Here is a 25,387-nt window from a genome sequence, read left to right as displayed (position 1 = left end):
AGTGAATTTATGCAAAAAGCAAAATTTAGAGGGCGAGCTAAAGGATAAAATTTTAGCAGTTGCTGGCGTAACACAGGTCGTTACCTATATATTAAGCGGCGAAGTTGATGTTGGCTTTATCAATCAAACTGAGCTAAACGCGCACAAGGATCAATTTGGTAGTTTTGTCTTGATAGATAAAGCGCTTTATGCATCAGCAAATATCGTGACTACAGCCTTTCCTAGTGCTCTCACGCGGGCTTGGCGAGGTTAGTATAACGCTCGTTTTAGGCGGTAATATCATAGACAAAACAGACACCATCTCACTTGCTATCTATAACGCAGTATATGACGGCAGAAGTTATCAGGCACTCGCTTTAAGTCTTGTTTTGGTTATGCTTAGTTTTGTTTTGTTTTGGGTTATAAATTTGCTAGAAAAAAGTAGGATTTAGCACAAAATTTATGCTAGCTAAAAATTAAATTTATTTAAATTTCGCTACAATTAGGGGCTTATATAAAAATTTAGGAGAATTTTCTATGAAAAAAGAAGATATAAAAGAGCTTATCGAATTTTTTAATGGTATGGAGATGAATCATATCAAGATAAAAAGTGGTGATTTTGAGGTCGAGGTAGAGAAATTTGCTGATTATTGCGCGCCTGCGAAGCCGGTAGCACAAGCAGCAGCTCCAGCGCCAACACCTGTAAATGTTGTCGTTAGCTCAGAGGTAAAACCAGCTGCAAATTCGCCAAAAGATAGCATAAAATCTCCTATGGTAGGTACTTTCTACGCTGCTCCAAGCCCAGGCGCTGCTCCATTTGTAAAAGCAGGTCAAAGAGTGAGAAAAGGCGATGTAGTAGGCATCATCGAAGCTATGAAGATCATGAACGAGATCGAGGCTGAGTTTGACTGCCAGATCACTGAGATGCTAGTCTCTGACGGACAGCCAGTTGAGTTTGGATTGCCGTTATTTGGCGTGGAGAAAAATTAATGGAATTAAAAAGAATTTTAATCGCAAACCGCGGCGAGATCGCTCTTCGTGCTTTGCGAACGATAAAGGAGATGGGTAAAGAAGCCGTTGTAGTTTATTCAACCGCTGACAAAGACGCACTTTACGTAAAATACGCCGACGTGGCCATTTGCATCGGTAAAGAGCGCTCAAGTGACAGCTACCTAAACATCCCAGCTATCATAAGCGCAGCTGAGATCAGCGAAGCAGACGCTATCTTCCCAGGTTATGGCTTTTTAAGTGAAAATCAAAATTTTGTTGAAATTTGCTCACACCACAAGATCAAATTTATTGGACCAAGCGTTGCTGCGATGGCTTTGATGAGTGACAAGAGCAAGGCAAAACAGGTCATGCAAAGAGCTGGCGTGCCAGTTATCCCTGGCTCAGACGGCGCTGTGGCTGACACAAAAGCTGCAAAAGAGCTAGCTAAAAAGATCGGCTATCCTGTCATACTAAAAGCTGCTGCAGGCGGCGGCGGACGCGGTATGCGCGTGGTTGAAAAAGAGGCTGATTTAGAAAAAGCATTTTGGTCGGCTGAGAGCGAGGCGATGAGTGCATTTGGCGATGGCACGATGTATATGGAAAAATATATCTTAAACCCACGCCACATCGAGGTTCAAATCATCGGTGATAGCCACGGCAATGTGCTTCACATAGGTGAGCGCGACTGCTCTATGCAGCGCCGTCACCAAAAGCTTATCGAAGAGAGCCCAGCCATCTTGCTTGATGAAAAAACAAGAGAGAGGCTACATGAAACTGCCATAAAAGCGGCAAAAGCGATCGGCTACGAGGGAGCTGGTACATTTGAGTTTTTGGTTGATAAAAATTTAGACTTTTACTTCATCGAGATGAACACAAGGCTTCAAGTCGAGCACACAGTAAGCGAAATGGTAAGTGGGCTTGATATCATCGAGCTTATGATAAAAGTGGCTGAGGGTGAAAAGCTACCGTCACAAAAAAGCATCGAGCTAAAAGGTCATGCGATCGAGTGCAGGATCACAGCTGAGGATCCAAACACCTTTACTCCGTGCCCTGGCAAGATCACAAAATATGTCTGCCCAGGCGGCCGCAATGTGAGAATGGATAGTCACATCTATCAAGACTACTCTATACCGCCCTATTATGACAGTATGATCGGAAAGCTCGTAGTTTGGGACACAGATAGAAATAGAGCCATTCACAAGATGAAAGTAGCTCTTGATCAGCTCATAATAAGCGGCATAAAAACAACAAAAGATTTTCACATCGCCATGATGGAAAACAGAGACTTTTTAAGCAACAACTACGATACAAACTATCTTTCAAGACATTAAAACTAAATTTTAAACCATTGCCTTTTGGCTTTGGTTTAAAATTTCTTATTTTATATATAAGCCAAATTTTTAGGTATTAAACTTTTTAAATTTAAGAGAAATTTAGCTAGATTGTAACTACAAAATGCAATAAATACTAAAAATTTATCTAAATTTATTAGTAGCAACTAAGTTTTGTGATATTCATACCATTTTTAAAATATGGCGGATAGGGCATAGTTACGGTAAATGGCACCGCTTTTTGCTTTGGTAAATTTTGAGCTACATCAAATTTGTATGCAACAGTGTTTGGTCTCTCGTCCTCATCGCCTCCAAAAACCCATGAAAAAAATGAGAGCCCGCTTGGTTTAAATAGCGCTTCGCCACCAAGATCGTTTTTATTTAGCGGCTGATTAATAAGCTTAATTGTAAGAGTGCATTTGCTAATGGTAAATTTGCCGACATTTCTTACTTGACCTCGAAAGACGATGCTTTCATTTCTTAACACTCGCTCGCTCTTTACGCCCTCGACTATGCCTTTTTTGGTGTATTTGTCAAGAACTAGCATCAAAAAAATGGCAAGCGTGGTTGAGACCAAAATGTTTGTAAAAAGTAGCGATAAAAATAGCTTTCGCTCAGCTCTAAGTGAGAGCACAAGAAACAAGATAGAAAGTAGTGCGATCGCGAAAAGCACGATGATATGAACGATCGTAAAGTAGGCTGAACTCATCAAAAACACTCCGCTTTTTTGGTGATATTGTAGTCAATGAAGGCAAAGTCATTGACAAATTCTCTTATCTGCTTGCTCTGCTTTGGCAAAAGCGCTTTATTTAAAATGATACGTTTTTTAGCAAAAGGGTTTAGTGAATTTAGAAAATTTCTCGTGCTTTGCGTTGAACCAAGGTAGAAGCCAAGCTCGATTTTGCAAATGTTTAATGTGTAGTTTGAGTTATTTGTGATGTTAAAATCAACCATCAACGCATCGACATATTGAAGCTGCTTTGTTTTTATTTTGCTTATGCTAACAGGTCTTAGGCTTTCATTTATATATTTGTTTGCGTAGTAGTTGCCTGCAAAAAGTCCCAAAAAACCAGCTAGGATAAATAAAAATCCTATCTGCCACCATGATTTTATCGCAACAAAAATTCCTAAAAGCACGATAAATATAAAGGCTAAAAACACCCAACCATAGGCTAGAAAGTCGATAAGTTTGGCGTTTTGAAGTATGAAAAGTATGTTGTGCTTGATGCTATTTAACATCTCGCGATCTTTTTTCTTCGATGCCACTCATGCCAAAACGTCTTGCAAGCTCGTTTTTGACGGCATCTGGATGTATGTTGTGGGCTGAAAGTGCGACAAGCGCGTGAAAGCAAAGATCAGCTGCTTCATAGATGAGGTCATTTTTTGCCTTTTGCTCATCTTGTTTTGTCTGCTTGGCAAAACTAAGCTCTTTTGCCGCCATGACAAGCTCTGTAGCCTCTTCGCCAACTTTTTTTAGAATTTGGTTTTCACCCTTTTTAAAAAGACTTGCCACGTATGATGTTTGCGGATCTGCATTTAGTTTTCTATCTTCTATAACGTGATAAAGCTCGTCAATGATGCCGTAACTTGGCTTTTTAACCTCACCTTTTTCATCAGAAATTTCTAAATTTTCTAAATTTATCTCGTTAAAAAAGCAAGACCTTGCCCCAGTGTGACAAGCAGTGCCTCCCTTTTGAACGACTTTTAAAAGCAAGGTGTCGTTGTCGCAGTCTAAAAATACAGCCTTGATCTCTTGCGTGTTGCCACTCTCTTCGCCTTTTTTCCAAATTCTATTTTTAGTGCGTGAAAAGTAGTGAGCGTAGCGGCTAGATAGAGTTAAATTTAGTGCTTCTTCGTTCATATAAGCAAGCATCAAAACCTCGTTTGTAGTGTGATCGCAAACCACCACCGGGAGCAATCCACCAACCTTTTGCCAGTCTATACTTTTTGCTATGCTATTCATTTTTACCTTTCGCTAACCGAGCTAGCTTTTGCCCTATCCTTTGCATCTAGCCAGATATTTGGCACAGCTCCACCAGGTGTTAAGAAAATTTTGGCATCTTTGTTCTCTTTTAGAGCGTCATTAAATCTATTTTGTGTCTCGATCTGCTTTAAATTTAACAAATTCTGATCAACACTTTTTGCGATCTCTTTGTTTGCATACGCAGTCGCATCAGCCTCGATCTTGATGGCATCAGCCTTACCCTTTGCCTCGATGATAGCAGCTTTTGCACTACCTTCTGCAAGGGCAGCTTGTTTTAGAGCCTCTTGATTTGCTCGCTCAACCTCGTATTTTGTCCTCTCAGCCTCTTGTTTAGCGATCTGGACGCGCTCGATCTGCTCTTTTACCTTCGAAGGCAAGATGATCTCACGAAGCTGCACAGTTAGCAGCTCGACTGGCTTGTTTGGCTGAGAGTCGATGTCTTTTCTTATGCCCTCATCGATCTGCCTAGCAAGGTCGTTTCTTTTAGTTGGTAGCTCTTCGGCTGTGTATTTACCAGCGATGCTGCGAACCACGTCACGCACGACAGGATCAACGATCTTGCTCTCCCAGCTAAGACCCCAAGATGCGATAGTTTGTGGTGCATTTTCTGGATTTAGGCGGTACTGCACGGTGATATCGATGCTAACTGGTAAATTTCTAGCGTCCAAAACCGAGATCGAGTTTTTGCGTAAAATTCCAGCTCCCTGATAAGACTTTTGCAAGCTCTCGCCCATGTCCTCGCCTGAAGTGTAGTTGATGATCCTAACTCTAGTATCAACTACAATGATATTTTGGATAAATGGCAAAAAGAAGTGAAATCCTGGTTGCAAAGGATTTGGCTCATATTTACCCGCTGTGGCTTTGATGCCGACCTCGCCTGAGTGTATCACTTTAAATGGCTGAGTGATAGCAAGGATCGCGATAATGGCAATTATGATGTAGGCTAGCGCACCAAATTTGCCAAAGCCACTTGGTATATTTGGCATTTTAAAATCCTTTTTAAAAGGTGGCTCTTTGTCATTATTTTGACCTGAGCCTCTGTTGTCATTACCTGGCTTTTTTTTGTTGAAATAATCATTTAAATCAGCGGGCATTTCATTCCTTTAAATCTTAAATATATGTTAAAAATGATTCGTATTTTTTGTTTAGACCATAAACTACGTCAAAGTAAGCTTTTTGTAGTCTCTTTGTCACTTCGCCCCTAGCACCGTTGCCGATGATGCGGTTATCTATGCTATTTATCGGTGTTACTTCAGCTGCAGTGCCAGTAAAAAACGCCTCGTCAGCTGTGTATGCCTGATCTCTTGTGATGCGCTCTCTTCTTACTTCGATATCAAGGTCATGAGCAAGTCTTATGACTGTATCTTGAGTGATGCTAAGTAGGCTGTTGTCATTTGGTGGAGTGATCAATGCGCCATTTTCAACGATGAAGAAGCACTCGCCTGGGCCCTCAGCTACAAAGCCCTCGCTATCAAGAAGTAGCGCCTCGTCGTATCCAGCCTCTTTTGCTTCGTAGTTTGCCATTTGCGAGCTTAGGTAGTTTGAGCTAGCTTTTGCTCTGTTCATTTGAGCAGCAGGAGCTAGTTTAGCAAAGCTTGAAATTTTAACCCTGATGCCTTTTTCTAGGCCCTCATCGCCAAGGTAAGCACCCCATTCCCATGAAGCGATAGCGGTTTGAACCGGTGCTTTTGTGTGCGCTACGCCCATTACGCCGTATCCTAAAAAGATAAGTGGGCGGATATAGACATTGCCGTTATATTTATTTGCGCGAAGTAGCTCGATCTGCGCTTTTTCAAGCTCTTCTTCAGTGTAAGGCACGTTTAAAACGGTCATTTTTGCTGATCTTAAAAGTCTTTTTGTGTGGTCTTTGAGTCTAAAAATAGCTAGACCTTTTTTTGTTTTATAAGCTCTTGTGCCCTCAAATACAGCATTAGCGTAGTGTAAAGAGTGAGTTAGAACGTGTACCTTTGCATCGTCCCATTTTACTAGTTTTCCATCCATCCAGATGAATTCTGAAGCGTTCATAATTAAACCTTTCTTTTTTAGAAATTTGATCCGAGTTTATCTAAAATTGCTTTAAATTTACATTTCTAAGCCCAAAATGTCCGTAAATTTTAGGCTAAAGTTACTTATCTAAAAGCTCTTTTATTGTCTTTGCCATCTCATCGATCGACGATGCTGCGCTTAAATTTATCAGATACTTTCCGCTTACCACAAAGGCTGGCACGCCGCTGATGCTTGCTACATCATAAGAGGCAAACCACTCGTTTAAAAGCTCTTTTGCACGATCTGAGCTTAGCGCTTTTTCATACTCGTATTTACTCACGTGAGCTGCGTTTAGCGCTAGATCGATAAATCTTTGCTTATCTTTGCCGTCATTAAAGTCATCTTTTTCATCGTGCCTTGCTTTGTAGATCGCAAATTTAGCTTGCTTAAATTTAGACTCATCGCTTAGCAGATCAGTCCCATTTGCCTCATCTATCGATATAAGAGCGGCGAAAATTTTACTTGTAGTCTCGCCAAGCTTGCCTTTGGTGCTTAGGTGATATGGGATAAATTTGACCCCATCAAGCTTTGCCATCAGCTTTCTTGTGATAGTTCGGTCAAATTTATAGCAGTGAGGGCAGTCGTAGCTAAAGACCTTAACGACTGAGTTTTTAGGCACATTAAGTGGTTTTGCTAGAGTTTGATACTCAACGCCTTCAGTCAGTGCTGATAAATTTAGCGCAAAAAACGCACTTAAAATTAGCATTTTTATAAGCTTCATCTTTGCTCCTTACTTCACAAGATCAGCTAGCACTTTTGCGGCGTGGTCTTTGGCTTTTACACTTTTGTAAATTTTAGCTATCTTGCCGTCTTTACCGATCACAAAGGTGCTTCTAACGATGCCAAGATACTCTTTGCCGTAGTTTTTCTTGACCTGCCAAACGCCATAAAGCTTTGAAATTTCTTTATCCTCGTCGCTTAAGAGGATATGCTTTAAATTTTGCTTGGCGATAAAGCCCGCATGCGACTTCACGCTATCTGGGCTAACGCCGATGATAACGGTGTCATTTTTGATGAACTGATCGTAGTTTGCGCTAAATTCGCAAGCCTCAGTCGTGCAGCCTGGAGTGTTGTCCTTTGGGTAGAAGTAAAGCACTACGTTTTTGCCTATAAAGTCCTTTAGCGCAACCTTTACGCCGTCTTGATTTAGCGCTTCAAACTCTGGCGCCTTGTCTCCAACCTCAAGTGTTATCTTTCTTTCCATGTCTACTTTGCTAAATTCGCTCATTTTATCCCCTTTCTCTTATCTTCTACGCTCTCGCCTGCTACGCCGATATTGCCAGCATCGTGAGTTTCTAAAAATATCATAACCGCCTCTTTTTTCTTGCCAAGCACCCTCACAAGCGTCTCGGTTACTTCTTTAAAAACTTGATCTTTCTGCTCTTTTGTAGGCTCTGGGCCTGCTATTTTGATATTAACATAAGGCATTTTTGCTCCTTTTTTAAGATGCAAAATATTAGCCAAAATGAGTGAAATTTCAGATTAAAGCCGTTATTTAAGAATTTGGCATTAAAATAAGCAAACTTCCAAAAGGAGCGAAAAATGGATTATAACAGGCAAAATAAGGGCTTTGTTTGCTTTATGTATGGCTTTGGACGAAGCAGGGCGGTTTATGCAGTTTTAATGATACTAATGGCACTTTTAGCTGGCTTTTTAACATTTAGCTCAAGTGCTCAAGCTGACGTTTCAAATTTACAAATAGCCCTTGGCATCATACTTTGCGGCCTTTTGCTGATCATTGTAAATCCTAAAATTTTCATCATCAAGCTAATTGGCTACTTAATCGCTTTAGCTGGCGTCATGATCGCCCTTCACAACGCAAATTTGCTCGGAGCTGATTTTAATTTATATTTTTACGCAAGCCTCGTTTTTGGCGCATTTATGATGCTTATGCTTCTTAGCTGGTTTGTCTATAATGCAAGAAGCAGCGAAATAAATGAAATTTAGTTCGCAACTCCCATTAGCACGCTTGTGTAGGTGTTTTGCTTAGGCTCTGAGCTTGTTGCATCGTTTGTATCTATGCGGCTAGCCTCAAGCCCAGCTTTTATAAGCGCCTCTTTTACCGCATTTGCACGCTCATTTGCAAGCTCTACTAGCTTTGCTTTATCGACTTCGATGCCCTTTAGCGCCTCTTCTCTTAAGGCTTTTTCGCTTCTATCTTTTAAATTTGGCACAAGCTCATTTAAAACCGCGATGTAGTCTTTGCCGCTTGAAGCGATGATTTGATTGATCTTTTGATCTAGTTTTTTGTTTTTATAAAAGCTCTCATCGAGTTTTGAGTATGTTGGCGTTATGCTAAGCTTCATTTTAGGTTTTGAGCCAGTTAGCTTTATGAAATCAGTTATTTTGGGCGCTTCTGAGCTTATAAGCTCGCTACTTCCTGCAAGAAAATCAATAGAGCTAAGATCTTTGCTGCCAAGTCCTAGGGCGTTGCCTAAAAATCTAAATGGAGCTAGCGTGATGTCGGCAAAGAGCTTTTTCACTGCAGCCCAGATGACGCCGCCATATTTAAAGTCAGGATCGTCTAAATTTCCCTCAACTGGCAGGTCGATGTTTATTTGATTATTTTGGTCGCTAAGTATCGAGATAGCAAGTGAAAGTGGTAAATTTACAGCATCTTTTGACTCAACCTTCTCTCCAAGTGTAAGCGAGTCAAAATTTATAAAATTTGAGCCATTTAGTTTTGAGTCGGTGACGCTATAGTTTAGGTTTAAATTTAGCTTTCCTTTTTTGATCTTATAGCCCACAAACTGCCCGCTATATGGCGTTATGTCGGTTAGATCGATATCTTTAAAGTCAAGCTTTATATCGGTATTTTGCTTTAGCTCAAACGGAAAGAGTTTTGCAGTGATCTGCGCAAAGCCATTTTTGCCAACCACACCTTGAAACTCGCCTGAGCTTGGGCGCTTTTTATCGATGTCGGTGAGCTTGCCATTTAGCTTTGAGATCGTTGTGGCAAATGGCATAAATAGCGATGCGTCCGAGAAATCAACCTCGCCATTTTTTAGAGAGAAATTTTTCACGCTAAATTTTAGCTCGTCCTCTTTTTTGCTAGCTACTTTTTTGCTCTCAGGTTTTGCCTCAGTTTTGGCCTTATTTTTATCCTCTTTTACGATCTGAGATAGGTTAAATTTACGCTCTTTGCTTAGATGAGCCTTGATAAATGGTGAATTTAAGCTCACTCCGCTTATAGTAAGGTCGTTTTTGGCAAATGAAATTTTTTCAAGATCAAGGCTTTTAAAGGCGACCAGTTTTTCAGCTTTTTTGCCATTTAGCCTTATATCTTTGATGCTAACTTTTGCGTCTGCTTTGATATCTTTTGCGTAGTGAAGCTGCGCATCTGCGCTCATCTGTCCGCTAGCTAGATCGGCCTCTAAAAAGGACTTTGCATAGGCAAAATACTTTGGTAAATTTGTATCATTTAGCTTGATCTTCGCGCTTACGTCAAGTGGCTCGATCTTTATCTTCGAATCAACATCCAAATTTAGCTTTTGCGAGCTTTTCATCGCCACTTTTGCGTCAAATGGCTTGCTAAAATCGCTACTTAAATTTGCTACTTTTACAAAAAGATTATCAAATTTATGAGCGATCTTCTCGCCTTCAAAAAGATGCGTCAAAGCGATATCTGCGTTATTTATACTTATATTTTTTACATCAAATTTAAACTCATTTTCTTTGCTTTTTGAAGCGCTTTTATTTTCAGTCTTTTTCTCTACTTTTTTAGTGTGTTTTGCCGCCTTTGTAGCTTTTGCGCTCTGCTCGCCAAATCCTAGCTCACTTACAGCGCTTAGACCATTGTCGTTTAGTTCTGAAGTAAATTTAGGCTTATTAACATCGACACTAGCGATATTTAGAGCCATTTTTAAAAGATCAAAGCTTATGCTCTTTATCGCCACGTCAGCGACGCTTGCTATATCTTTATTTTTTGCTTTAAGCTCTATGTTTTTTACGTTTAGCTCATCAAGGCTCGCAAGGCTCTTGTTGCCATCCATTGTAAAGCTTGTATTTGTCACGCCAGCGCTTACTATGTTTGCACTTGCACTTTTGCTAAGTGGCGCGTTGATGCCATTTAGTGCTATTTTTTCAAGCGTTAGGGCGGTTTTGTTATTTACTAAATTTAGATTTAAATTTGAAGCATTTATATCTTTTAAATTTGCTAAATTTCTATCTGCTTCATCTATTTTTAAAGCGTTTGCACCTACGCTTTTTAGCTTGGCTGTGGCGTTTAGTTCGCTTTTTTCATTTAAATTTGCAAGCAGCGAGATCTCATTTAAATTTAGTGATTTTACGCTCGCAGCGATAGCACTTTTAAAAGAGATGTCATTTAAATTTACAGCGCTTAAATTTAGCTCAGCCTCCGTTTTATCCGCTATCTTACTATCAAGATCAAATTTTGGAAGCTCAAGCTCGCCAAGGCTAAGCTCATTTGCGCCTTCATCAAGGCTTAGTCCTTTTACATTTAAAAAGCCATCTTTTAAATTTATCTTAGTTGCGTTCTCATCGGCTTTTAAAGCGTAGTTTATCTTTAGGTTTATAATGGCATTTTTGAGATTTAACGTGTCATTGTCGATAAAGCTTATCGCAACTGGCTTTATGCTAAAGTCCTTCACAGTGACGCTGCCGTCTATTTTTACAGGATTTAGCTTGATGTCGCCTTTTAGATCGATCTTATGTGCAAGGCTTGAGTTTGAGTCAAAAGTATGGTTGCCAGCGCTATTTTTCTTCGTATTTAGCGAGCTAAGCTCGTAGTTTATATCATCAAAGCTTACGTTAAATGGCTTTGTTAAATTTTGATCACTATACGAAAATGAGCCTTTGATGATCTTGGCGTTATTTAGCGCGAAATTTATCGAGCTAGTGCTGTTATCTTCGCTAGTTGCGTTATCGTCGCTTATAAAATTGCTAAAGTTAAAATTTGCCTTTTTATCTCTTGCGATCTTTACTTTTGGCTCATCTAGCCTAAAAATGTCTATCTCAACTAGCTTTTTAAAGATAGAAAATGGCTTTAGTTTAAGGTCGATCTGCTTCGTGCTAAAAAGCGGCGAAGTGGTATTTAGCTCGGCATTTGTAGCGTTTAGCTCAAAGGTAAAGGGATTAAATTTAGCATCACTTACAAAAAGCGTTGCGTTGTAGTCTTTTAGGTACTTTGGCGCGATATTTTTGATAGCATAAGGCAGACCAAAAAAGCCAAGTAGCGTGTAGATAAGCAAAAGTGAAACTACGCAGATGCCAGTGATCAGAGCTATTTTTTTCTTTTTATCCATTGTGAAATTTACCTTTTTGTCAGCTAAAATAAGCCCTGATTTTACTTTAAAAAAGGTTAAAAGATAGTTAGAAATTTCAAATTTTCTATACATTGAATTTACATTTATCTTAATAATACTTTTATGCATTTCGTATTACCATTCGTCAAATATTTTTTAAACAAAGGAGCGAGTGATGAAGAGGTTTTTGGTTTTATTGTTTTTGTTATTTTCTACCTTTGCTTATGCAAATGAAAATGCCGTTGTGGTCGCTATCGAGGAGCAAACACCTCGCATAAATCCACTCTACGACGAGGATCACGATCCTACGCTTTCGCTGGTTTTCTCTGGTCTTACTAGCCACGATGAAAATAGCCACGTGGTGCCAGAGCTTGCGAAGTCTTGGCAGGTGAGTGAAGATGGGCTGGAGTATGTTTTTGAGCTAAGAGATGATGTTTTTTGGCATGACGGGGTGAAATTTAGCGCAAAGGACGTTAAATTTACCATCGAAGCGGCTCAAGATAAGAAGCTAAACGCGCCTGCTATCTCAAACTACGAGGTGGTAAAAAGCGTTGAAATTTTGGGCGATTATAAAGTTAAGATCACGCTTGGCGAGCCTTTTCCGCCATTTCTTGACGCACTTAGCTTTGGCGTTTTGCCTGAGCACATTTTAAAGGGCAAAGATATCGCAACTGACAAATTTAATGACGCCCCTATCGGCACTGGCGCATACAAGCTTGTAAAATGGAAAAAAGATGAGAGCTTGGAATTTGCGGCAAATGAGAAATTTTATAAAGGCGAGCCAAAGATAAAAAAGGTATTTTTTAAAATAGTTGGCGATGAAAATTTAAGACTTGTGGGCCTAAAAAGCGGTGAGATCGACGTTGCGCTCATCTCTCCAACTGGTGTAAATTTCATAAAAAATGATAAGAAATTAAGCTTGCTTAAGTTTAAAAGTGCGGATTATAGGGCTTTGATGTTTAACCTTGAAGATCCTATCTTTCAAGATAAAAATGTAAGGATAGCCCTAAACTACGCCGTAAATAAAGATGAGATCGTTAAAAGCTTATTTCACGGATATGCAAGCGTAGCGAATAATCCGATAGAAAAAAGCTTTGCAAATGACAGCGAGTTTAAATTTAGCTACGATCCGCAAAAGGCAAAAGAGCTACTTGAAAAGAGCGGCTTTAAGAAAAACAAGGCTGGTTTTTTTGAAAAGGACGGCAAGGAGCTTGGCTTTGACATCTACGCCTTTAATAACGACATCTTAAGGGTTAATCTAGCCAAAATTTTAAGCAGCGAGTTTGAGAAATTTGGCGTAAAAGCCAAAGCCTATGCAAAGCCAAAAACAGCCTTTGATCTAAGCAAAGTAGATAGCTTTGTAATCGGCTGGGGAAGCCCGTTTGATCCAGACTTTCATACATATAGAATTTTTGGCGGATTTGCCGATGTGAGCGTAAATGAAAATGGCTGGAACTTTAGCCACTACAAGGACGCAAACGTCGATAGCGCTTTAAAAAACGCAAGATATACAAAGGACGTGGAGCTTAGGAAAAAATACTACAAAGAATTTCTAAAAGCGCTTCATGAAAACCCACCTTACATTTTTATAGCCTATCTTGACTATCCGCTCGTCTTTAACAGCAAAATTTCAGGCATCAAGACGCAAATTTTGGGACATCACGGGGCTGGATTTTTATGGAATATAAGAGAGTGGCAAGTAAAATAGTGGATAAAAACTTTGTTTAGAGCCATTTTAAAAACAGCGATCTCAAGCCTTGGATTGCTGTTTTTTATCTCATTTTTTCTATTTTTACTCATATACTTTTTGCCAGGGAATGTCACTGACGCGATGTTTTCAAGAAGTGAGGCGATAAATTTAGCCATAAAAGAGCAAATTTTAGAAAATTTGGGGCTAAAAGATAACTTTTTTGTGCAGTATTTTAGGTGGCTTGGTGGCTTTGTTACGGGCGACTTTGGCACTAGTTTTGTAAGTGGGGCAAGTGTGTCGCTACTCATTAAAGAGCGGCTTTTAAACTCGCTCATTTTATTTTTTGCTTCGTTTTTTCTGATAGCTCTTTTGTCTTTTTTCTTAGGGCTTTTAAGCGCCATTTATAAGAATAAATTTGCCGATATCTTTATAAATTTTAGCTCCTTTTTGCTGGCTTCACTGCCACATTTTTACATCGCACTTGTGCTAATAGCGATCTTTAGCGTCTATCTAAACGTACTACCAAGCTCTGGGGCAAACGAGCTAGGATCTAGCGGCGTTGGGGTGAAATTTATCATCTTGCCAACGCTTGCCATCATCTTGCCACACCTTGGAGCAAACGTAAAATTTGTGCGTGACAGGCTAAATCAAAGCCTAAACGCCGACTTTATCCAAACGGCTCACGCTAGAGGTTTGGGGCGCGGCAAAATTTATCTCTTTGCCATAAAGCACGCAAGCACCGATATAGTCTATTATTTCGCCACTCTTGTGGCTGGCGTTTTTGCTGGCTCATACGTCATTGAGAGCATTTTTTCATTTCCTGGCATTGGCAAGCTTAGCCTTGATGCGGTCATCGCCAAAGACTATCCAGTCGCACTTGCGACCATTTTGCTAACGGCTGTTTTTGTCGTTTTGGCAAATTTGCTAGCTAAAATTTTTGCCATCTTGACAAATAAGAGAAATTTATGAGAAAAGTCATATTTTTCCTAGCTTGTTTTGTATTTTTAGCGCTTGTCACATTTGCCTTTGTCGCGCCATTTTTTTCTAAATTTGAGCCAAATTTCACTGACTTTATGGCGGTAAATTTAGCTCCAAACGGCGAACACATCTTTGGCACTGACATCCTAGGCAGGGATAATCTCATAAGAGTGGCCTACGCGCTTAAAAACTCGCTTCTTATCTTGCTTTTAGCTGGCTTTTTAACGACGCTTTTCTCGCTCATCTACGCATATTTTGGCACGAGCAAGAGCAGAGTTTGCGAGAGCCTTTTTGATAAGGGGCTTGATGCTTTTTTAAGCATACCAAACATCGTTTTTATCATGCTTTTTAGCTCATTTAGTAGCGGTGATCTGCTTATAACCTCTTTTATCATCGCCATTTGCTCGTTTATGCAGGGTGCAAAAGTTTTTATACAAAATTTAAGACTTAATAAAAAGTGCGACTACGCCGAGCAAGCCGTGATAAATGGTGCTAGTAAATTTAGTCTTGTCTGCTTTGAAATTTTGCCAAATTTAAAGCATCTAATAGTTAGTATCTTTGGCATAAATGCGATAAACGCGGTCGTCATGGAGGCCACGCTTGGCTTTTTTGGCGTGGGAAGTGACGCTAATAAAATAAGCCTTGGCATCATGCTAAACGAGAGCAAAGAAGCGCTTTTTCTTGGCTCTTGGTGGATGGTGCTTTTCCCTGGTGTGACGCTCTTTTTGCTCATCCTTGCAACCTCGATCATCACGTCAAATTCAAAAAATGGCAATATAAAAATATGATAGAGATTAAAAATTTAAACGTTTTTTATAAGGATAAGAAGCTTTTGAGCGAGCTTGATTTTGACATGAGCGAGGGTAAATTTATAGGTATTATAGGCGCTAGCGGCAGCGGCAAATCGCTCTTTGCAAAGAGCCTAATAAGGCTTTTTGATGATCATTTTAGAGTGAGGGCGGATAAATTTAGCATTTACAAAAAAGATATCTTAAAACTTAGTCAAAATGAGCTAAAAGAGCACCGACGAAAGGTCGCCGCACTTGTTTTTCAAAACTCTATTGCTAGCCTTCATCCGCTCTTAAACGTGGGCGATCACTTTAACGCCTATCTTGATGGCGACAAAAGGGCAAATAAAGAGCTTGCATTTACTTATTTTAGGGAGTTTGGGCTAGATAATGCAAATCTCATCTGGCACAAATACTCATACGAGCTAAGTGGCGGTGAGGCGAGCCGTGTGCAGATCGCTCTTGCGCTTTGCCTGAAGCCAAAAATTTTAGTCTGCGACGAGATAACAAGCGGTCTTGATAGCATTAGCGGTAGCCACGTGGCGGGCATCTTAGAGAGCTTAAAGGGCAAGATGAGCGTCATCTTTATCTCGCACGATGAGGCGCTAACGAACTATCTTAGTGATGAAATTTGGCAGATGAGAGATGGACGGCTAAATTTAAAGGAAAATGCGTGAAAATAAGGCTCAAAAACGTCTCAAAAAGTTTAAGTTTTAAGGAGCATTTTAACGCTAGAGCTGAAGTGCTGCACCTTTTAGAGGGGATAAATTTCGAGCTTGATGATGGCGAAAATTTAGCCATTTTGGGGCAAAGTGGCAGTGGTAAAAGCACGCTTGCAAAGCTCATATCATTTAGTGAGCCAAAAAGTGGGGGCAAAATTTATATAAACAGTGAAGAGATCACGGGCAAAAATGAGCTCAAAAAAGATATCAGATATATCTTGCAAAATCAAAAACAAGCCCTAAATCCAGCGCTAAAAGTAAAAACAGCCATCGCTCATGTGAGGTCATATCTTAAGCTTAGCTTTAGCGAAAATGAGCTTAAAGAGCTTCTGACAAATTTAAATTTAAAAGATGAAATTTTAGGCAAATATCCATCACAGCTAAGTGGCGGAGAGGCGACAAGGGTCGGGATACTGCTAGCGCTTCTTTCAAAACCAAAAATCCTAATCTGCGACGAGATAACAAGCGGACTTGACAACGAAACGAAGCGAAAGATCATAAATTTGCTTTTAAGCCTAGATGAAAAGATCAGCATAATTTTCATCACGCACGATATCATAAGCGCGATGAAGATAGCGCAAAAGGTGCTAATAATCGAATCTGGCAAGCAAGTGGCGTGGGGTAAATTTGATGATCTTGCAAGCCAAAATGTCTTTAAAAAATACCTCGATGCAGCTAAATTTTATGAGGGCAAACTTTGATATAATGCAAGCAAAAAAGGTCAAATTTGCTAGTTCATATCTGCTGCTCGGTCGATAGTCACTACTTTTTACAGCACCTACGAAAAGACTTCCCAAACGAGCGAATAGTAGGCTATTTTTACGATCCAAACATACATCCATATAGTGAATTTTTACTGCGTTTTGAGGACGTGAAGCGAAGCTGCGAGAAGCTAGGCATCAAGCTAATCTGCGGCCAGTACGACTACGAAGCGTGGCTTGGTGGCACAAAGGAGCTTGAAGACGAGCCAGAAAAGGGCAAAAGGTGCGAGTACTGCTTTGATTTTCGTATGAAAGACTCTGCTAAAAAGGCGATAGAGCTTGGACTTAGTAAGATCACGACAACGCTTTTGATGAGCCCAAAAAAGGACTTTACTCAGCTTAAAAAGGCGCTCGATGAGGCGGTGGCTGGCTCAAATTTAGAAGCGGTTGCGGTTGATTATAGAAAAAATGGTGGCACAAGCGAGCAGTTTATCCTCGCTAAAAAAGACAAACTCTATCACCAAAACTACTGCGGCTGTGTCTTTGCGCTAAAAAAACAGCGCGACTCGCAAAATTTGCCCCAAAGTGAGCTTATGAGCGAGGTTCGCGCAAGGGTGCTTTATGGCAGCATAGAAGCGAGGCTTGAGCTTTACAAAAAGGTGCGCGAGTGCGAAGCGAGAGGAGAGAAATTTCACCTTTTTAGAAGAAGGTTTTTAAACTACAGACTTTTGCGTGCTAGTGTTAAATTTAATGGAGTTGTGGTGCCAAGCTACTTTGTGCTCTACTCTGGCTTTAAAAGAGAGAATTTAAAGCTTAATGTGGAGCGTGACTGTGAAATGGACGACGAGCTAAAAGAGGGCGTAGTTTTTATGAGTATAGAGCGCTTTAATAAATTTACAAATAGCAAATTTAAAAGCGTTGATGAGCTTTGCAAAAGACCGCTTGAACTTGGCGCTGAGATGAAATTTCGCCGTGATATAAGCGGGGAGTTTTCGCAAAATCCTATCATCATCCTAGACGAGGTCAAAAAGGGCAGCTACGAAATTTACGCAAAGGCTCTTTTTTACAACGACAGCGAAGAAATTTTGGTTTTAGAGGGCTAAATTTAGACCTATTAAGGCTAAATTTCAGAGATTTTAAAAGAGGCTAATAATTTTTTTCTTAGTATAAATTTGTTACAATCTGCCAAAATTTACATTACTAAGGCTAAAACGTGATAGACGTCGTAGAAATTCAAAAAATTCTCCCACATAGATTTCCATTTTTGCTTATCGATAGAGTTGTCGAGCTAGAGCCTGCGAAAAACATCGTCGCTTATAAAAATGTAACCATTGGCGAGCCGATATTTCAGGGGCACTTCCCAGGTCATCCGATCTATCCTGGTGTGATGATAATAGAAGGCATGGCGCAAGCTGGCGGCGTGCTAGCGTTTAAGAGTATGAGTGACGAGCACCAAGCTGGCATCGAGAACAAAGTGGTCTATTTTATGAGCATAGACGGAGCGAAATTTCGCCATCCAGTCCGCCCTGGAGATAGGCTAGAGTATAGATTAAACGTGCTAAAGCACAAGGGGAATATTTGGGTGCTTGAGGGTAAAGCATACGTCGATGATGTGCTATGCGCCGAGGCTGAACTTAAAGCGATGATAGTCGATAAATAGGCTTTTGCTTAAGAAAAAGAGAAATAATGAAAAATATCCACCAAACAGCTGTTATAGAAGATGGAGCGATAATAGGAGATGACGCAAATATCGAGGCCTACGCCTTTGTAAGTAAAGATGCGGTCCTTGGCAACAACGTCACGATAAAACAAGGCGCAAGGGTACTTGGCAAGACGAGGATCGGCGATAACTCTCGTGTATTTAGCTACGCGATCGTGGGCGATATCCCGCAAGATATCAGCTATAAAGACGAGGTCGATACTGGCGTCATCATCGGCGAGCACGCAACTATACGTGAGTTTTGCACGATAAACTCAGGCACGCACAAGGGCGATGGTATAACAAGGATCGGCGATAACGCCTTTATCATGGCATATTCTCACATCGCACACGACTGCATAATAGGCAGCAACATCATTTTGGCAAATAACGCAACTCTAGCGGGCCATGTTGAGCTTGGCGACTACGCAGTTGTGGGCGGTCTTACGCCTATTCATCAGTTTGTTAGAGTTGGGGAAAGCTGCATGGTCGCAGGCGCAAGCGCGCTAAGCCAAGATGTAGTGCCATTTTGCCTAGCTGAGGGCAACAGAGCCTATATAAGAAGCTTAAATTTAGTTGGCATTAGGCGTAGATTTGACAAAGAGCAGGTTGAAGAGCTTGTTCGCGCTTATAAATTTTTGTTTAATCAAGGCATCAGCCTAAAAGATCAAGCAAATGAGCTGATCACAAAAACCAGCGACGAAAATGTTAAAAAAATGTGTAAATTTATATTAGAAACGACAAGAGGAATTCCGCTTGCAAAAGGAAGAGATTAATGGCTAGAAAGTGTAATTTTTGTGGCGAGGCTGAGTCTGCTGAGAGAAGGTTATTAGCAGATATCGAAGGAAACGCCTATATATGCGAGTACTGTATAGCAGCAGCATATGATATGATACATGGTGATACGAGTGTAGAAGAGAGTAAAAACGATGAGGCAATAGAGTATCAAAAGCTCACACCAAAGGAGCTAAAAGCGGTACTTGACAACTACGTGATCGGTCAAGATAGGGCTAAAAAGGTCTTTAGCGTCGGCGTATATAACCACTATAAGAGAATTTTTAAACAAAGCGACATCAAAGACGACACTGAAATTTCAAAGTCAAACATCTTGCTTGTTGGTCCAACTGGAAGTGGCAAGACGTTGATGGCTCAGACTTTGGCGAGATTTCTTGATGTGCCTATCGCGATTTGTGATGCGACAAGCCTAACTGAGGCTGGATATGTCGGCGAAGACGTTGAAAATATCCTTACAAGGCTCTTACAAGCTGCAAATGGCGACGTGAAAAAGGCGGAACAGGGCATTGTATTTGTTGATGAGATCGATAAGATCGCTAGAATGAGCGAAAATAGAAGCATCACAAGAGATGTCTCAGGCGAGGGCGTGCAACAAGCACTTTTAAAGATCATCGAAGGAAGTGTTGTAAATATCCCACCAAAAGGCGGCAGAAAGCATCCAAATCAAGACTTCATCCAGATAGATACGACAAATATTTTATTTGTTTGTGGCGGTGCATTTGACGGACTTCTTGATATTATCGAGCGCAGGGTTGGCAAAAATGTACTTGGATTTAACCAAGAAAAACGTGGCAAAAATGAAAAAGAAAATTTACTAAGCCTGCTTGAGCCAGACGATCTTGTAAAATACGGCCTCATCCCAGAGCTCATCGGCAGACTTCACGTGGTGGCTACATTAAATGAGATAACAAAAGAGGATATGGTTAAAATTTTGACCGAGCCAAAAAATGCGATATTAAAACAATATCAAAAGCTTTGTGCGATCGATGGCGCTGCGCTTAAATTTGATGATGAAGCGCTTGAAGAGATAGCGAGCCTTGCTATCGAGCGCAAGACTGGAGCAAGAGGGCTTAGAAGCATAATGGAAGAGCTCATGACAGATATAATGTATGATCTGCCAGAGCTAAAAGACTACGATATCGTGATCTCAAAAGAGACGGTAAAAGATAAGGCAAAGCCGATTTTGGTAAAGCACAATAAATTAACAGCGTAAAGGAAATAGATGTTTTTAGATCAGGTTATAGGTTTTTTCTCAAGTGATATGGGTATAGATTTAGGTACGGCAAATACTTTGGTTTTGGTAAAAGATAAGGGAATAATCATAAATGAACCATCGGTTGTTGCAGTAAGACGTGAAAAATATGGAAAACAAAAAATTCTAGCAGTCGGCCATGCTGCAAAAGAGATGGTGGGAAAAACTCCTGGCGACATCGAGGCGATAAGACCGATGAGAGATGGTGTTATCGCAGACTTTGACATGACAGAGAGGATGATACGCTACTTTATAGAAAAGACTCATAGAAGGAAAAATTTCTTACGCCCAAGGATCATCATCTCAGTTCCATACGGACTTACTCAGGTTGAAAGAAAGGCTGTTAGAGAGAGCGCATTAAGTGCCGGAGCTAGAGAGGTATTTTTGATAGAAGAGCCTATGGCAGCAGCTATTGGTGCAAATTTACCAGTTCGCGAGCCACAAGGCAACCTTGTAGTTGATATCGGCGGTGGTACGACTGAGATCGGCGTCGTCTCGCTTGGCGGTTTAGTTATCTCAAAGTCTATCCGCACAGCTGGCGATAAGATAGATAGCAGCATAGTTAATTACATAAAAGAAAAATACAACTTACTAATAGGTGAGAGAACAGGCGAGGAGATAAAGATCGCTGTGGGCTCTGCTGTGCAGCTTGAAAAAGAGCTAAGCGTAGTGGTAAAAGGACGTGACCAAGTGAGCGGTCTTTTAAGCAGGGTTGAGCTAACAAGCGAGGATGTGAGAGAGGCGATGAGAGAGCCGCTAAAAGAGATCGCAGATGCGCTAAAAACTGTGCTTGAGATGATGCCGCCTGATCTTGCTGGCGATATCGTCGAGACTGGTATCGTGCTAACTGGCGGTGGAGCGCTCATTAGAGGGCTTGACAAGTTCTTGTCTGATATCGTTAAACTTCCAGTATTTGTAGCTGATGAGCCGCTTCTTGCTGTTGCTAGAGGCACAGGCAAGGCACTTCAAGAGATCGGACTTTTACAACAGCTAACAAATGAAGAGTAAGATTGTTCTTTTTGTTTTTATAGCGTTGCTTGCTGGCGCCTCGATGTTTAAGGGCGAAATTTTAAGCAACATTTCTATCAAATTTAGCAACTACGCTATAAATTCATACGACAATTTTGCCAAAAGCGTGAAAGATTATATAAATGAATATTTTAGGCAGGCTAGCGAGATAGAAAAACTAAGAGCGCAAAACAAAGAGCTAGAGCGCTCAGCCACGCTTTTATCTACTTTTGCAAACGAGCTAAATCAAATTTTAAAAGATAAAAACTCAACTGCCTACGCCCCAGCTGTAAAGCTAGTAAAAGGGCTTAGTTACGTGCATATCGGGGATTATAGTAAAATTTGGATAAGCGAGTTTGAAGGATACGACCCAAATAAAATTTACGGTCTCATATATCAAGGAAGCAGCGCTGGCATCGTCATCGCAAAAGACGGCAAGCCGCTAGCTTACTTGCAAAATGACCCAAAAAGTATATTTGCAGTCTATATAGGAAATGAGAAAATTCCAGGCGTCGCGCATGGAAATCAAGGCCAAATAATGGTTAAATTTATCCCACAATGGCTCAGCCCAAAAGAGGGCGACGAGGTCTTTACGAGCGGGCTTGACGGGATATTTTTTAGTGGGGTGCCAGTAGGGCGCGTGAGTAAAATTTTAAAAGAGAGCTCCTATCAAAGCGTGATAGTAGAGCCCTATGCAAAGCTAAACATACCAAACTACCTATACGTTGTAACAAAGGAAAAATGATGCCAAAAAGAACAGATATAAATACCATTTTACTAATCGGCTCAGGCCCTATCGTCATCGGTCAAGCCTGCGAATTTGACTACTCAGGTACGCAAGCGGCCAAGACGCTAAAAGAGCTTGGATACCGCGTAGTGCTTATCAACTCAAACCCAGCCACCATCATGACTGACCCAAATTTCGCCGACGCAACGTATATAGAGCCTATCACAAAAGATAGCATTTTAAAGATCATCGAAAAAGAAAAAATTGACGCTATCTTGCCAACGATGGGCGGTCAAGTAGCGCTAAATGCCGCCATGGAGGTCTTTGAGAGCGGCCTTTTAAAGGATGTCAAATTCCTTGGTGCAAACCCAGAGGCGATAAAAAAGGGCGAAGATAGACAAATTTTTAAAGCGACCATGCAAAAGATCGGCATGGACCTGCCTGAGAGTAGATATGCCTACAACATGGACGACGCGCTAAATGCGGCAAACGAGATAGGCTTTCCGCTCATCATAAGAGCTAGCTACACGCTTGGTGGCGCAGGAAGCGGCGTGGCATATAATATGGACGAATTTAAAGAGCTAGCCAACACCGGCCTTGACGCAAGTCCGATACATGAAATTTTGATAGAAGAGAGCTTGCTTGGCTGGAAAGAGTATGAGATGGAGGTCATCAGAGATAGAAATGACAACTGTATCATCGTCTGCTCGATTGAAAATTTCGACCCAATGGGCGTGCATACAGGCGATAGCATCACAGTCGCACCAGCACTCACACTCACAGATAAAGAGTATCAGGCGATGCGTGACGCTAGCTTTGCCATACTTCGCGAGATAGGCGTTGATACTGGCGGTAGCAACGTGCAGTTTGCCATAGACCCAAAAACGGGCCGCATGATCGTTATCGAGATGAACCCACGCGTTAGCCGAAGCTCAGCACTAGCAAGTAAGGCTACTGGCTATCCGATCGCAAAGGTCGCGACACTACTTGCAGTTGGTTTTAGTCTTGATGAGATCAAAAACGACATAACTGGCACGCCTGCTAGCTTTGAGCCGGTGATTGATTATATCGTGACAAAGATCCCACGCTTTACATTTGAGAAATTCCCAGGATCAAACCCATATCTAGGTACTGCGATGAAGTCAGTTGGCGAGGTCATGGCGATAGGTAGGACATTTAAAGAGAGCATCCAAAAGGCGCTTTGTAGCCTAGAGCGCGATCTTTGCGGATTTAATAGCCTTAGCCTAGAGAAAAATGCTTTGATTTATGGCATCAGAAATGCAAATGAGAGAAGAATTTTATATCTAGCGCAAGCCTTTAGAGATGGCTTTAGTGTGGCTGAGGTGCATGAGTTTAGCAAGATCGATCCTTGGTTTTTGGAGCAAATTTATGAGATAGTTAAATTTGAAGATAAGATCGACATGGATATCTTAAACAACGAAGAGCTACTGCGAGAGGCCAAAAGCATGGGCTTTTCAGACAAGATGATAGCTGTGCTTATAAATGAAAAAGACGATCTTGAGCTTAGTCAAAATGATATCTATTTTGCTAGACAAAAGCTTGGCATCGAGCTTGAATACAACGAGGTAGATACTTGCGCGGGCGAATTTAAGGCACTAACGCCGTATCTTTACTCAACCACAAATAACACTAAATTTCCTAAAAAAGAGCCTGTAAAAGACGCTAAAAAGGTGATGATAATAGGCGGCGGTCCAAACAGGATCGGTCAGGGCATAGAGTTTGACTACTGCTGCGTGCATGCAAGCTACGCCCTAAGAGACCTTGGCATAAAAACGATAATGTATAACTGCAACCCAGAAACCGTCTCAACCGACTACGACACGAGCGATATTTTGTATTTTGAGCCGATCGATTTTGAGCACGTTAGATCAGTCATCGAGCGCGAAATGCCAGACGGCGTGATCGTGCATTTTGGAGGTCAAACTCCGCTTAAATTTGCAAAACGCCTAAGCGTGATCGGCGCTAAGATCATCGGCACAACCGCAAGAGTGATCGACGTGGCCGAGGATAGAAAGAAATTTAGCGAATTTATAAATAAAATAGGCGTCCTTCAGCCTAAAAATGACACCGCCATTAGCCTAGAAGAAGCCTTGCAAAAGGCCGCGACTATCGGCTATCCAGTGCTCGTTCGCCCAAGCTACGTTCTAGGCGGCAGAGCGATGAGAAGGGTGCATAACGAGAGCGAGCTAAAAGAGTATATGAGTGAAGCGGTAAAGGTTAGCAACCACTCGCCAGTGCTACTTGATAAATTTTTACAAGATGCAAAAGAACTTGACGTGGACGCGATATGTGACGGCAAAGAGGTCTATATAGGCGCTATAATGGAGCATATCGAGGAGGCTGGCATTCACTCTGGCGACTCAGCTTGCATATTGCCACCGATGAGTTTAAGCGATGAGATGATAAAAAAAGTGGAGAAGCAAACCAGAGATATCGCGCTAAATTTAGGCGTTGTCGGCCTTATGAATATCCAGTTTGCTATCTATGAAAATGAGCTTTATATGATCGAGGTAAATCCTCGCGCGAGCAGGACCGTGCCGTTTGTGAGTAAGGCCACTGGCGTGCCTATGGCAAAGGTGGCGACAAGAGTTATGTGGCAGGGAAATTTACGTGAGGCGCTTAAATTTTATGATGATTACAAGGTCGTTTACGAAGATGGCGACATCTTAAAACCTCGCATAAGCTCGCATGTTAGCGTAAAAGAGTGCGTGTTGCCGTTTAACAAGCTAAGTGGTGCCGATCTCATCCTTGGCCCTGAGATGAAGAGCACGGGCGAGGTCATGGGTATCAGCCACGACTTTGCAAGCTCATTTGCAAAGAGCCAGATCGCTGCGAGCAACACTTTGCCAAGCAAGGGCAGGGTATTTTTAACGCTAGCTGACGCTGATAAATCTTACGCACCAGACCTTGCAAGAGATCTCATAGCGCTTGGTTTTAGCATTGTCGCAACTGGTGGAACGCATAAAATTTTAAGCGAAGCTGGCGTGGAGGCTGAGTTTGTCTATAAGATAAGCGAGGGCAGGCCAAACGTCGAAGATAGGCTTAAAAACGGCGATATAGCGCTTGTTATAAATACAAGCGATACAAAATCAAGCGTGGATGACGGCAAAAAGATACGCCAAAATGTACTTAGATTTAAAATTCCATATTTTACAACGATCCGCGCAGCACTTGCAGCTGCCAAGTCTCTAAGCACAGTTCAAACTGGCAAAGCACTTGAAGTAAAAAGCTTGCAAGAGTATCTAAGCGAGAGATAATAAATTTAGTGGCAGTTTTGGCTGCCACTAGCTAAATTTCACTCTGATTTTTAGCTATTTTTTAAAGCGTCAGCCACCTTTAGAGCGCTTGCAAAGGCAAAATGCAAGTTATATCCGCCAAGCATACCGGTGATATCTAAGACTTCACCTATAAA

25 protein-coding genes and 1 pseudogene are annotated in these 25,387 nt (G+C 41.2%); 17 read left to right on the top strand and 9 right to left on the bottom strand.

What is annotated here, in order from left to right:
- The first annotated feature begins 1 nt into the window (after position 1).
- The 4 genes and pseudogenes from FZ945_RS07635 (at position 2) to FZ945_RS07620 (ending at position 2,300) form a co-directional block, all read left to right on the top strand.
- The gene (locus tag FZ945_RS07635; RefSeq protein WP_148803677.1) at positions 2-253 is read left to right on the top strand and encodes a substrate-binding domain-containing protein; all 252 of its coding nucleotides are present in this window, start codon (positions 2-4) and stop codon (positions 251-253) included.
- Positions 222-431 (top strand): annotated as a pseudogene (locus FZ945_RS07630) (molybdate ABC transporter permease subunit); the annotation flags it as partial. The gene FZ945_RS07635 and the pseudogene FZ945_RS07630, both read left to right, overlap by 32 nt.
- An 85-nt stretch (positions 432-516) precedes the next feature.
- Entirely contained in the window at positions 517-969 is a 453-nt protein-coding gene (accB, locus tag FZ945_RS07625; RefSeq protein ID WP_103598658.1) for an acetyl-CoA carboxylase biotin carboxyl carrier protein, read from the top strand.
- Complete coding sequence (locus FZ945_RS07620) at positions 969-2,300, top strand: acetyl-CoA carboxylase biotin carboxylase subunit (RefSeq protein WP_148803673.1); 1,332 nt, start codon at positions 969-971, stop codon at positions 2,298-2,300. The genes accB and FZ945_RS07620 overlap by 1 nt, the downstream gene beginning before the upstream one ends.
- A 157-nt stretch (positions 2,301-2,457) precedes the next feature.
- On the opposite strand, the gene FZ945_RS07615 is transcribed toward FZ945_RS07620, so the two are convergent.
- The 8 genes from FZ945_RS07615 to FZ945_RS07580 form a co-directional block, all read right to left on the bottom strand.
- Entirely contained in the window at positions 2,458-3,009 is a 552-nt protein-coding gene (locus tag FZ945_RS07615; RefSeq protein WP_148803671.1) for a DUF2393 family protein, read from the bottom strand.
- Positions 3,009-3,539 (bottom strand): DUF2393 family protein, encoded by a 531-nt coding sequence (locus FZ945_RS07610; protein WP_148803670.1) that lies wholly within the window; start codon positions 3,537-3,539, stop codon positions 3,009-3,011. The genes FZ945_RS07615 and FZ945_RS07610 overlap by 1 nt, the downstream gene beginning before the upstream one ends.
- Positions 3,529-4,263: a bifunctional phosphoribosyl-AMP cyclohydrolase/phosphoribosyl-ATP diphosphatase HisIE gene (gene hisIE / locus FZ945_RS07605; RefSeq protein ID WP_148803668.1), complete on the bottom strand. Its 735-nt coding sequence runs from the start codon at positions 4,261-4,263 to the stop codon at positions 3,529-3,531. The genes FZ945_RS07610 and hisIE overlap by 11 nt, the downstream gene beginning before the upstream one ends.
- A gap of 2 nt (positions 4,264-4,265) precedes the next feature.
- Positions 4,266-5,378 carry a prohibitin family protein gene (locus FZ945_RS07600; RefSeq protein WP_004317857.1) on the bottom strand — a complete coding sequence of 371 codons (1,113 nt, stop codon included), beginning with the start codon at positions 5,376-5,378 and terminating at the stop codon, positions 4,266-4,268.
- Positions 5,379-5,394: 16 nt separating this feature from the next.
- The gene (locus FZ945_RS07595; protein WP_148803665.1) at positions 5,395-6,309 is read right to left on the bottom strand and encodes a branched-chain amino acid transaminase; all 915 of its coding nucleotides are present in this window, start codon (positions 6,307-6,309) and stop codon (positions 5,395-5,397) included.
- 100 nt (positions 6,310-6,409) lie between these two features.
- Positions 6,410-7,051, bottom strand: coding sequence for a thiol:disulfide interchange protein DsbA/DsbL (locus FZ945_RS07590; protein WP_148803663.1), 642 nt, complete (start codon positions 7,049-7,051; stop codon positions 6,410-6,412).
- A gap of 9 nt (positions 7,052-7,060) precedes the next feature.
- Positions 7,061-7,558: a thioredoxin-dependent thiol peroxidase gene (gene bcp / locus FZ945_RS07585; RefSeq protein ID WP_148803661.1), complete on the bottom strand. Its 498-nt coding sequence runs from the start codon at positions 7,556-7,558 to the stop codon at positions 7,061-7,063.
- Complete coding sequence (locus FZ945_RS07580) at positions 7,555-7,758, bottom strand: tautomerase family protein (protein ID WP_103598421.1); 204 nt, start codon at positions 7,756-7,758, stop codon at positions 7,555-7,557. Before FZ945_RS07580 ends, bcp begins: the two co-directional genes overlap by 4 nt.
- Positions 7,759-7,872: 114 nt before the next feature.
- Here FZ945_RS07580 and FZ945_RS07575 point away from each other — a divergent pair, with 114 nt between their 5' ends.
- Positions 7,873-8,277 carry a hypothetical protein gene (locus FZ945_RS07575; protein ID WP_148803659.1) on the top strand — a complete coding sequence of 135 codons (405 nt, stop codon included), beginning with the start codon at positions 7,873-7,875 and terminating at the stop codon, positions 8,275-8,277.
- On the opposite strand, the gene FZ945_RS07570 is transcribed toward FZ945_RS07575, so the two are convergent.
- Complete coding sequence (locus FZ945_RS07570) at positions 8,274-11,594, bottom strand: DUF748 domain-containing protein (protein ID WP_148803819.1); 3,321 nt, start codon at positions 11,592-11,594, stop codon at positions 8,274-8,276. The genes FZ945_RS07575 and FZ945_RS07570 overlap by 4 nt on opposite strands.
- A gap of 175 nt (positions 11,595-11,769) precedes the next feature.
- Between FZ945_RS07570 and FZ945_RS07565 the strand changes: the two genes are divergently transcribed.
- The 12 genes from FZ945_RS07565 (at position 11,770) to carB (ending at position 25,232) form a co-directional block, all read left to right on the top strand.
- The gene (locus FZ945_RS07565; protein ID WP_148803657.1) at positions 11,770-13,302 is read left to right on the top strand and encodes an ABC transporter substrate-binding protein; all 1,533 of its coding nucleotides are present in this window, start codon (positions 11,770-11,772) and stop codon (positions 13,300-13,302) included.
- A 12-nt stretch (positions 13,303-13,314) separates the two neighbouring features.
- Positions 13,315-14,253, top strand: coding sequence for an ABC transporter permease (locus FZ945_RS07560; protein ID WP_148803655.1), 939 nt, complete (start codon positions 13,315-13,317; stop codon positions 14,251-14,253).
- Entirely contained in the window at positions 14,250-15,050 is an 801-nt protein-coding gene (locus FZ945_RS07555) for an ABC transporter permease (protein WP_148803653.1), read from the top strand. Before FZ945_RS07560 ends, FZ945_RS07555 begins: the two co-directional genes overlap by 4 nt.
- On the top strand, positions 15,047-15,727 hold the full coding sequence (locus FZ945_RS07550; RefSeq protein ID WP_148803651.1) for an ATP-binding cassette domain-containing protein: 681 nt from the start codon (positions 15,047-15,049) through the stop codon (positions 15,725-15,727). Before FZ945_RS07555 ends, FZ945_RS07550 begins: the two co-directional genes overlap by 4 nt.
- A complete protein-coding gene (locus FZ945_RS07545; RefSeq protein ID WP_148803649.1) occupies positions 15,724-16,473 on the top strand; it encodes an ATP-binding cassette domain-containing protein in 750 nt (249 codons plus the stop codon). The genes FZ945_RS07550 and FZ945_RS07545 overlap by 4 nt, the downstream gene beginning before the upstream one ends.
- 26 nt (positions 16,474-16,499) lie before the next feature.
- Positions 16,500-17,576 carry an epoxyqueuosine reductase QueH gene (locus FZ945_RS07540; protein ID WP_148803647.1) on the top strand — a complete coding sequence of 359 codons (1,077 nt, stop codon included), beginning with the start codon at positions 16,500-16,502 and terminating at the stop codon, positions 17,574-17,576.
- 110 nt (positions 17,577-17,686) lie between these two features.
- Complete coding sequence (gene fabZ, locus FZ945_RS07535) at positions 17,687-18,133, top strand: 3-hydroxyacyl-ACP dehydratase FabZ (RefSeq protein WP_004317884.1); 447 nt, start codon at positions 17,687-17,689, stop codon at positions 18,131-18,133.
- A gap of 26 nt (positions 18,134-18,159) precedes the next feature.
- Positions 18,160-18,948 carry an acyl-ACP--UDP-N-acetylglucosamine O-acyltransferase gene (gene lpxA, locus FZ945_RS07530; protein ID WP_148803645.1) on the top strand — a complete coding sequence of 263 codons (789 nt, stop codon included), beginning with the start codon at positions 18,160-18,162 and terminating at the stop codon, positions 18,946-18,948.
- Positions 18,948-20,180, top strand: coding sequence for an ATP-dependent Clp protease ATP-binding subunit ClpX (gene clpX, locus FZ945_RS07525; protein ID WP_148803643.1), 1,233 nt, complete (start codon positions 18,948-18,950; stop codon positions 20,178-20,180). The genes lpxA and clpX overlap by 1 nt, the downstream gene beginning before the upstream one ends.
- 9 nt (positions 20,181-20,189) lie before the next feature.
- Positions 20,190-21,227, top strand: coding sequence for a rod shape-determining protein (locus FZ945_RS07520; protein WP_002939972.1), 1,038 nt, complete (start codon positions 20,190-20,192; stop codon positions 21,225-21,227).
- Positions 21,217-21,972, top strand: a complete 756-nt coding sequence (gene mreC / locus FZ945_RS07515) for a rod shape-determining protein MreC (RefSeq protein ID WP_148803641.1) — start codon at positions 21,217-21,219, stop codon at positions 21,970-21,972. Before FZ945_RS07520 ends, mreC begins: the two co-directional genes overlap by 11 nt.
- Complete coding sequence (gene carB / locus FZ945_RS07510; protein WP_148803639.1) at positions 21,972-25,232, top strand: carbamoyl-phosphate synthase large subunit; 3,261 nt, start codon at positions 21,972-21,974, stop codon at positions 25,230-25,232. Before mreC ends, carB begins: the two co-directional genes overlap by 1 nt.
- Positions 25,233-25,387 lie beyond the last annotated feature (155 nt).

Origin of the sequence: Campylobacter concisus (assembly GCF_902460535.1) — a bacterium.
In the GTDB taxonomy this organism is placed as follows: domain Bacteria; phylum Campylobacterota; class Campylobacteria; order Campylobacterales; family Campylobacteraceae; genus Campylobacter_A; species Campylobacter_A concisus_AS.
This window is presented reverse-complemented; position numbering and strand designations above follow the sequence as displayed.

Bases quoted from the DNA above. Each gene is read 5' to 3' on its own strand.
- FZ945_RS07575 (WP_148803659.1), top strand. From the start codon at position 7,873: ATGGATTATAACAGGCAAAATAAGGGCTTTGTTTGCTTTATGTATGGC.
- FZ945_RS07595 (WP_148803665.1), bottom strand. From the start codon at position 6,309: ATGAACGCTTCAGAATTCATCTGGATGGATGGAAAACTAGTAAAATGG.
- FZ945_RS07600 (WP_004317857.1), bottom strand. From the start codon at position 5,378: ATGCCCGCTGATTTAAATGATTATTTCAACAAAAAAAAGCCAGGTAAT.
- hisIE (WP_148803668.1), bottom strand. From the start codon at position 4,263: ATGAATAGCATAGCAAAAAGTATAGACTGGCAAAAGGTTGGTGGATTG.
- carB (WP_148803639.1), top strand. From the start codon at position 21,972: ATGCCAAAAAGAACAGATATAAATACCATTTTACTAATCGGCTCAGGC.
- lpxA (WP_148803645.1), top strand. From the start codon at position 18,160: ATGAAAAATATCCACCAAACAGCTGTTATAGAAGATGGAGCGATAATA.
- FZ945_RS07550 (WP_148803651.1), top strand. From the start codon at position 15,047: ATGATAGAGATTAAAAATTTAAACGTTTTTTATAAGGATAAGAAGCTT.
- mreC (WP_148803641.1), top strand. From the start codon at position 21,217: ATGAAGAGTAAGATTGTTCTTTTTGTTTTTATAGCGTTGCTTGCTGGC.
- FZ945_RS07590 (WP_148803663.1), bottom strand. From the start codon at position 7,051: ATGAAGCTTATAAAAATGCTAATTTTAAGTGCGTTTTTTGCGCTAAAT.
- FZ945_RS07555 (WP_148803653.1), top strand. From the start codon at position 14,250: ATGAGAAAAGTCATATTTTTCCTAGCTTGTTTTGTATTTTTAGCGCTT.
- FZ945_RS07520 (WP_002939972.1), top strand. From the start codon at position 20,190: ATGTTTTTAGATCAGGTTATAGGTTTTTTCTCAAGTGATATGGGTATA.
- FZ945_RS07570 (WP_148803819.1), bottom strand. From the start codon at position 11,594: ATGGATAAAAAGAAAAAAATAGCTCTGATCACTGGCATCTGCGTAGTT.
- FZ945_RS07580 (WP_103598421.1), bottom strand. From the start codon at position 7,758: ATGCCTTATGTTAATATCAAAATAGCAGGCCCAGAGCCTACAAAAGAG.
- clpX (WP_148803643.1), top strand. From the start codon at position 18,948: ATGGCTAGAAAGTGTAATTTTTGTGGCGAGGCTGAGTCTGCTGAGAGA.
- FZ945_RS07615 (WP_148803671.1), bottom strand. From the start codon at position 3,009: ATGAGTTCAGCCTACTTTACGATCGTTCATATCATCGTGCTTTTCGCG.
- FZ945_RS07620 (WP_148803673.1), top strand. From the start codon at position 969: ATGGAATTAAAAAGAATTTTAATCGCAAACCGCGGCGAGATCGCTCTT.
- accB (WP_103598658.1), top strand. From the start codon at position 517: ATGAAAAAAGAAGATATAAAAGAGCTTATCGAATTTTTTAATGGTATG.
- FZ945_RS07610 (WP_148803670.1), bottom strand. From the start codon at position 3,539: ATGTTAAATAGCATCAAGCACAACATACTTTTCATACTTCAAAACGCC.
- bcp (WP_148803661.1), bottom strand. From the start codon at position 7,558: ATGAGCGAATTTAGCAAAGTAGACATGGAAAGAAAGATAACACTTGAG.
- FZ945_RS07565 (WP_148803657.1), top strand. From the start codon at position 11,770: ATGAAGAGGTTTTTGGTTTTATTGTTTTTGTTATTTTCTACCTTTGCT.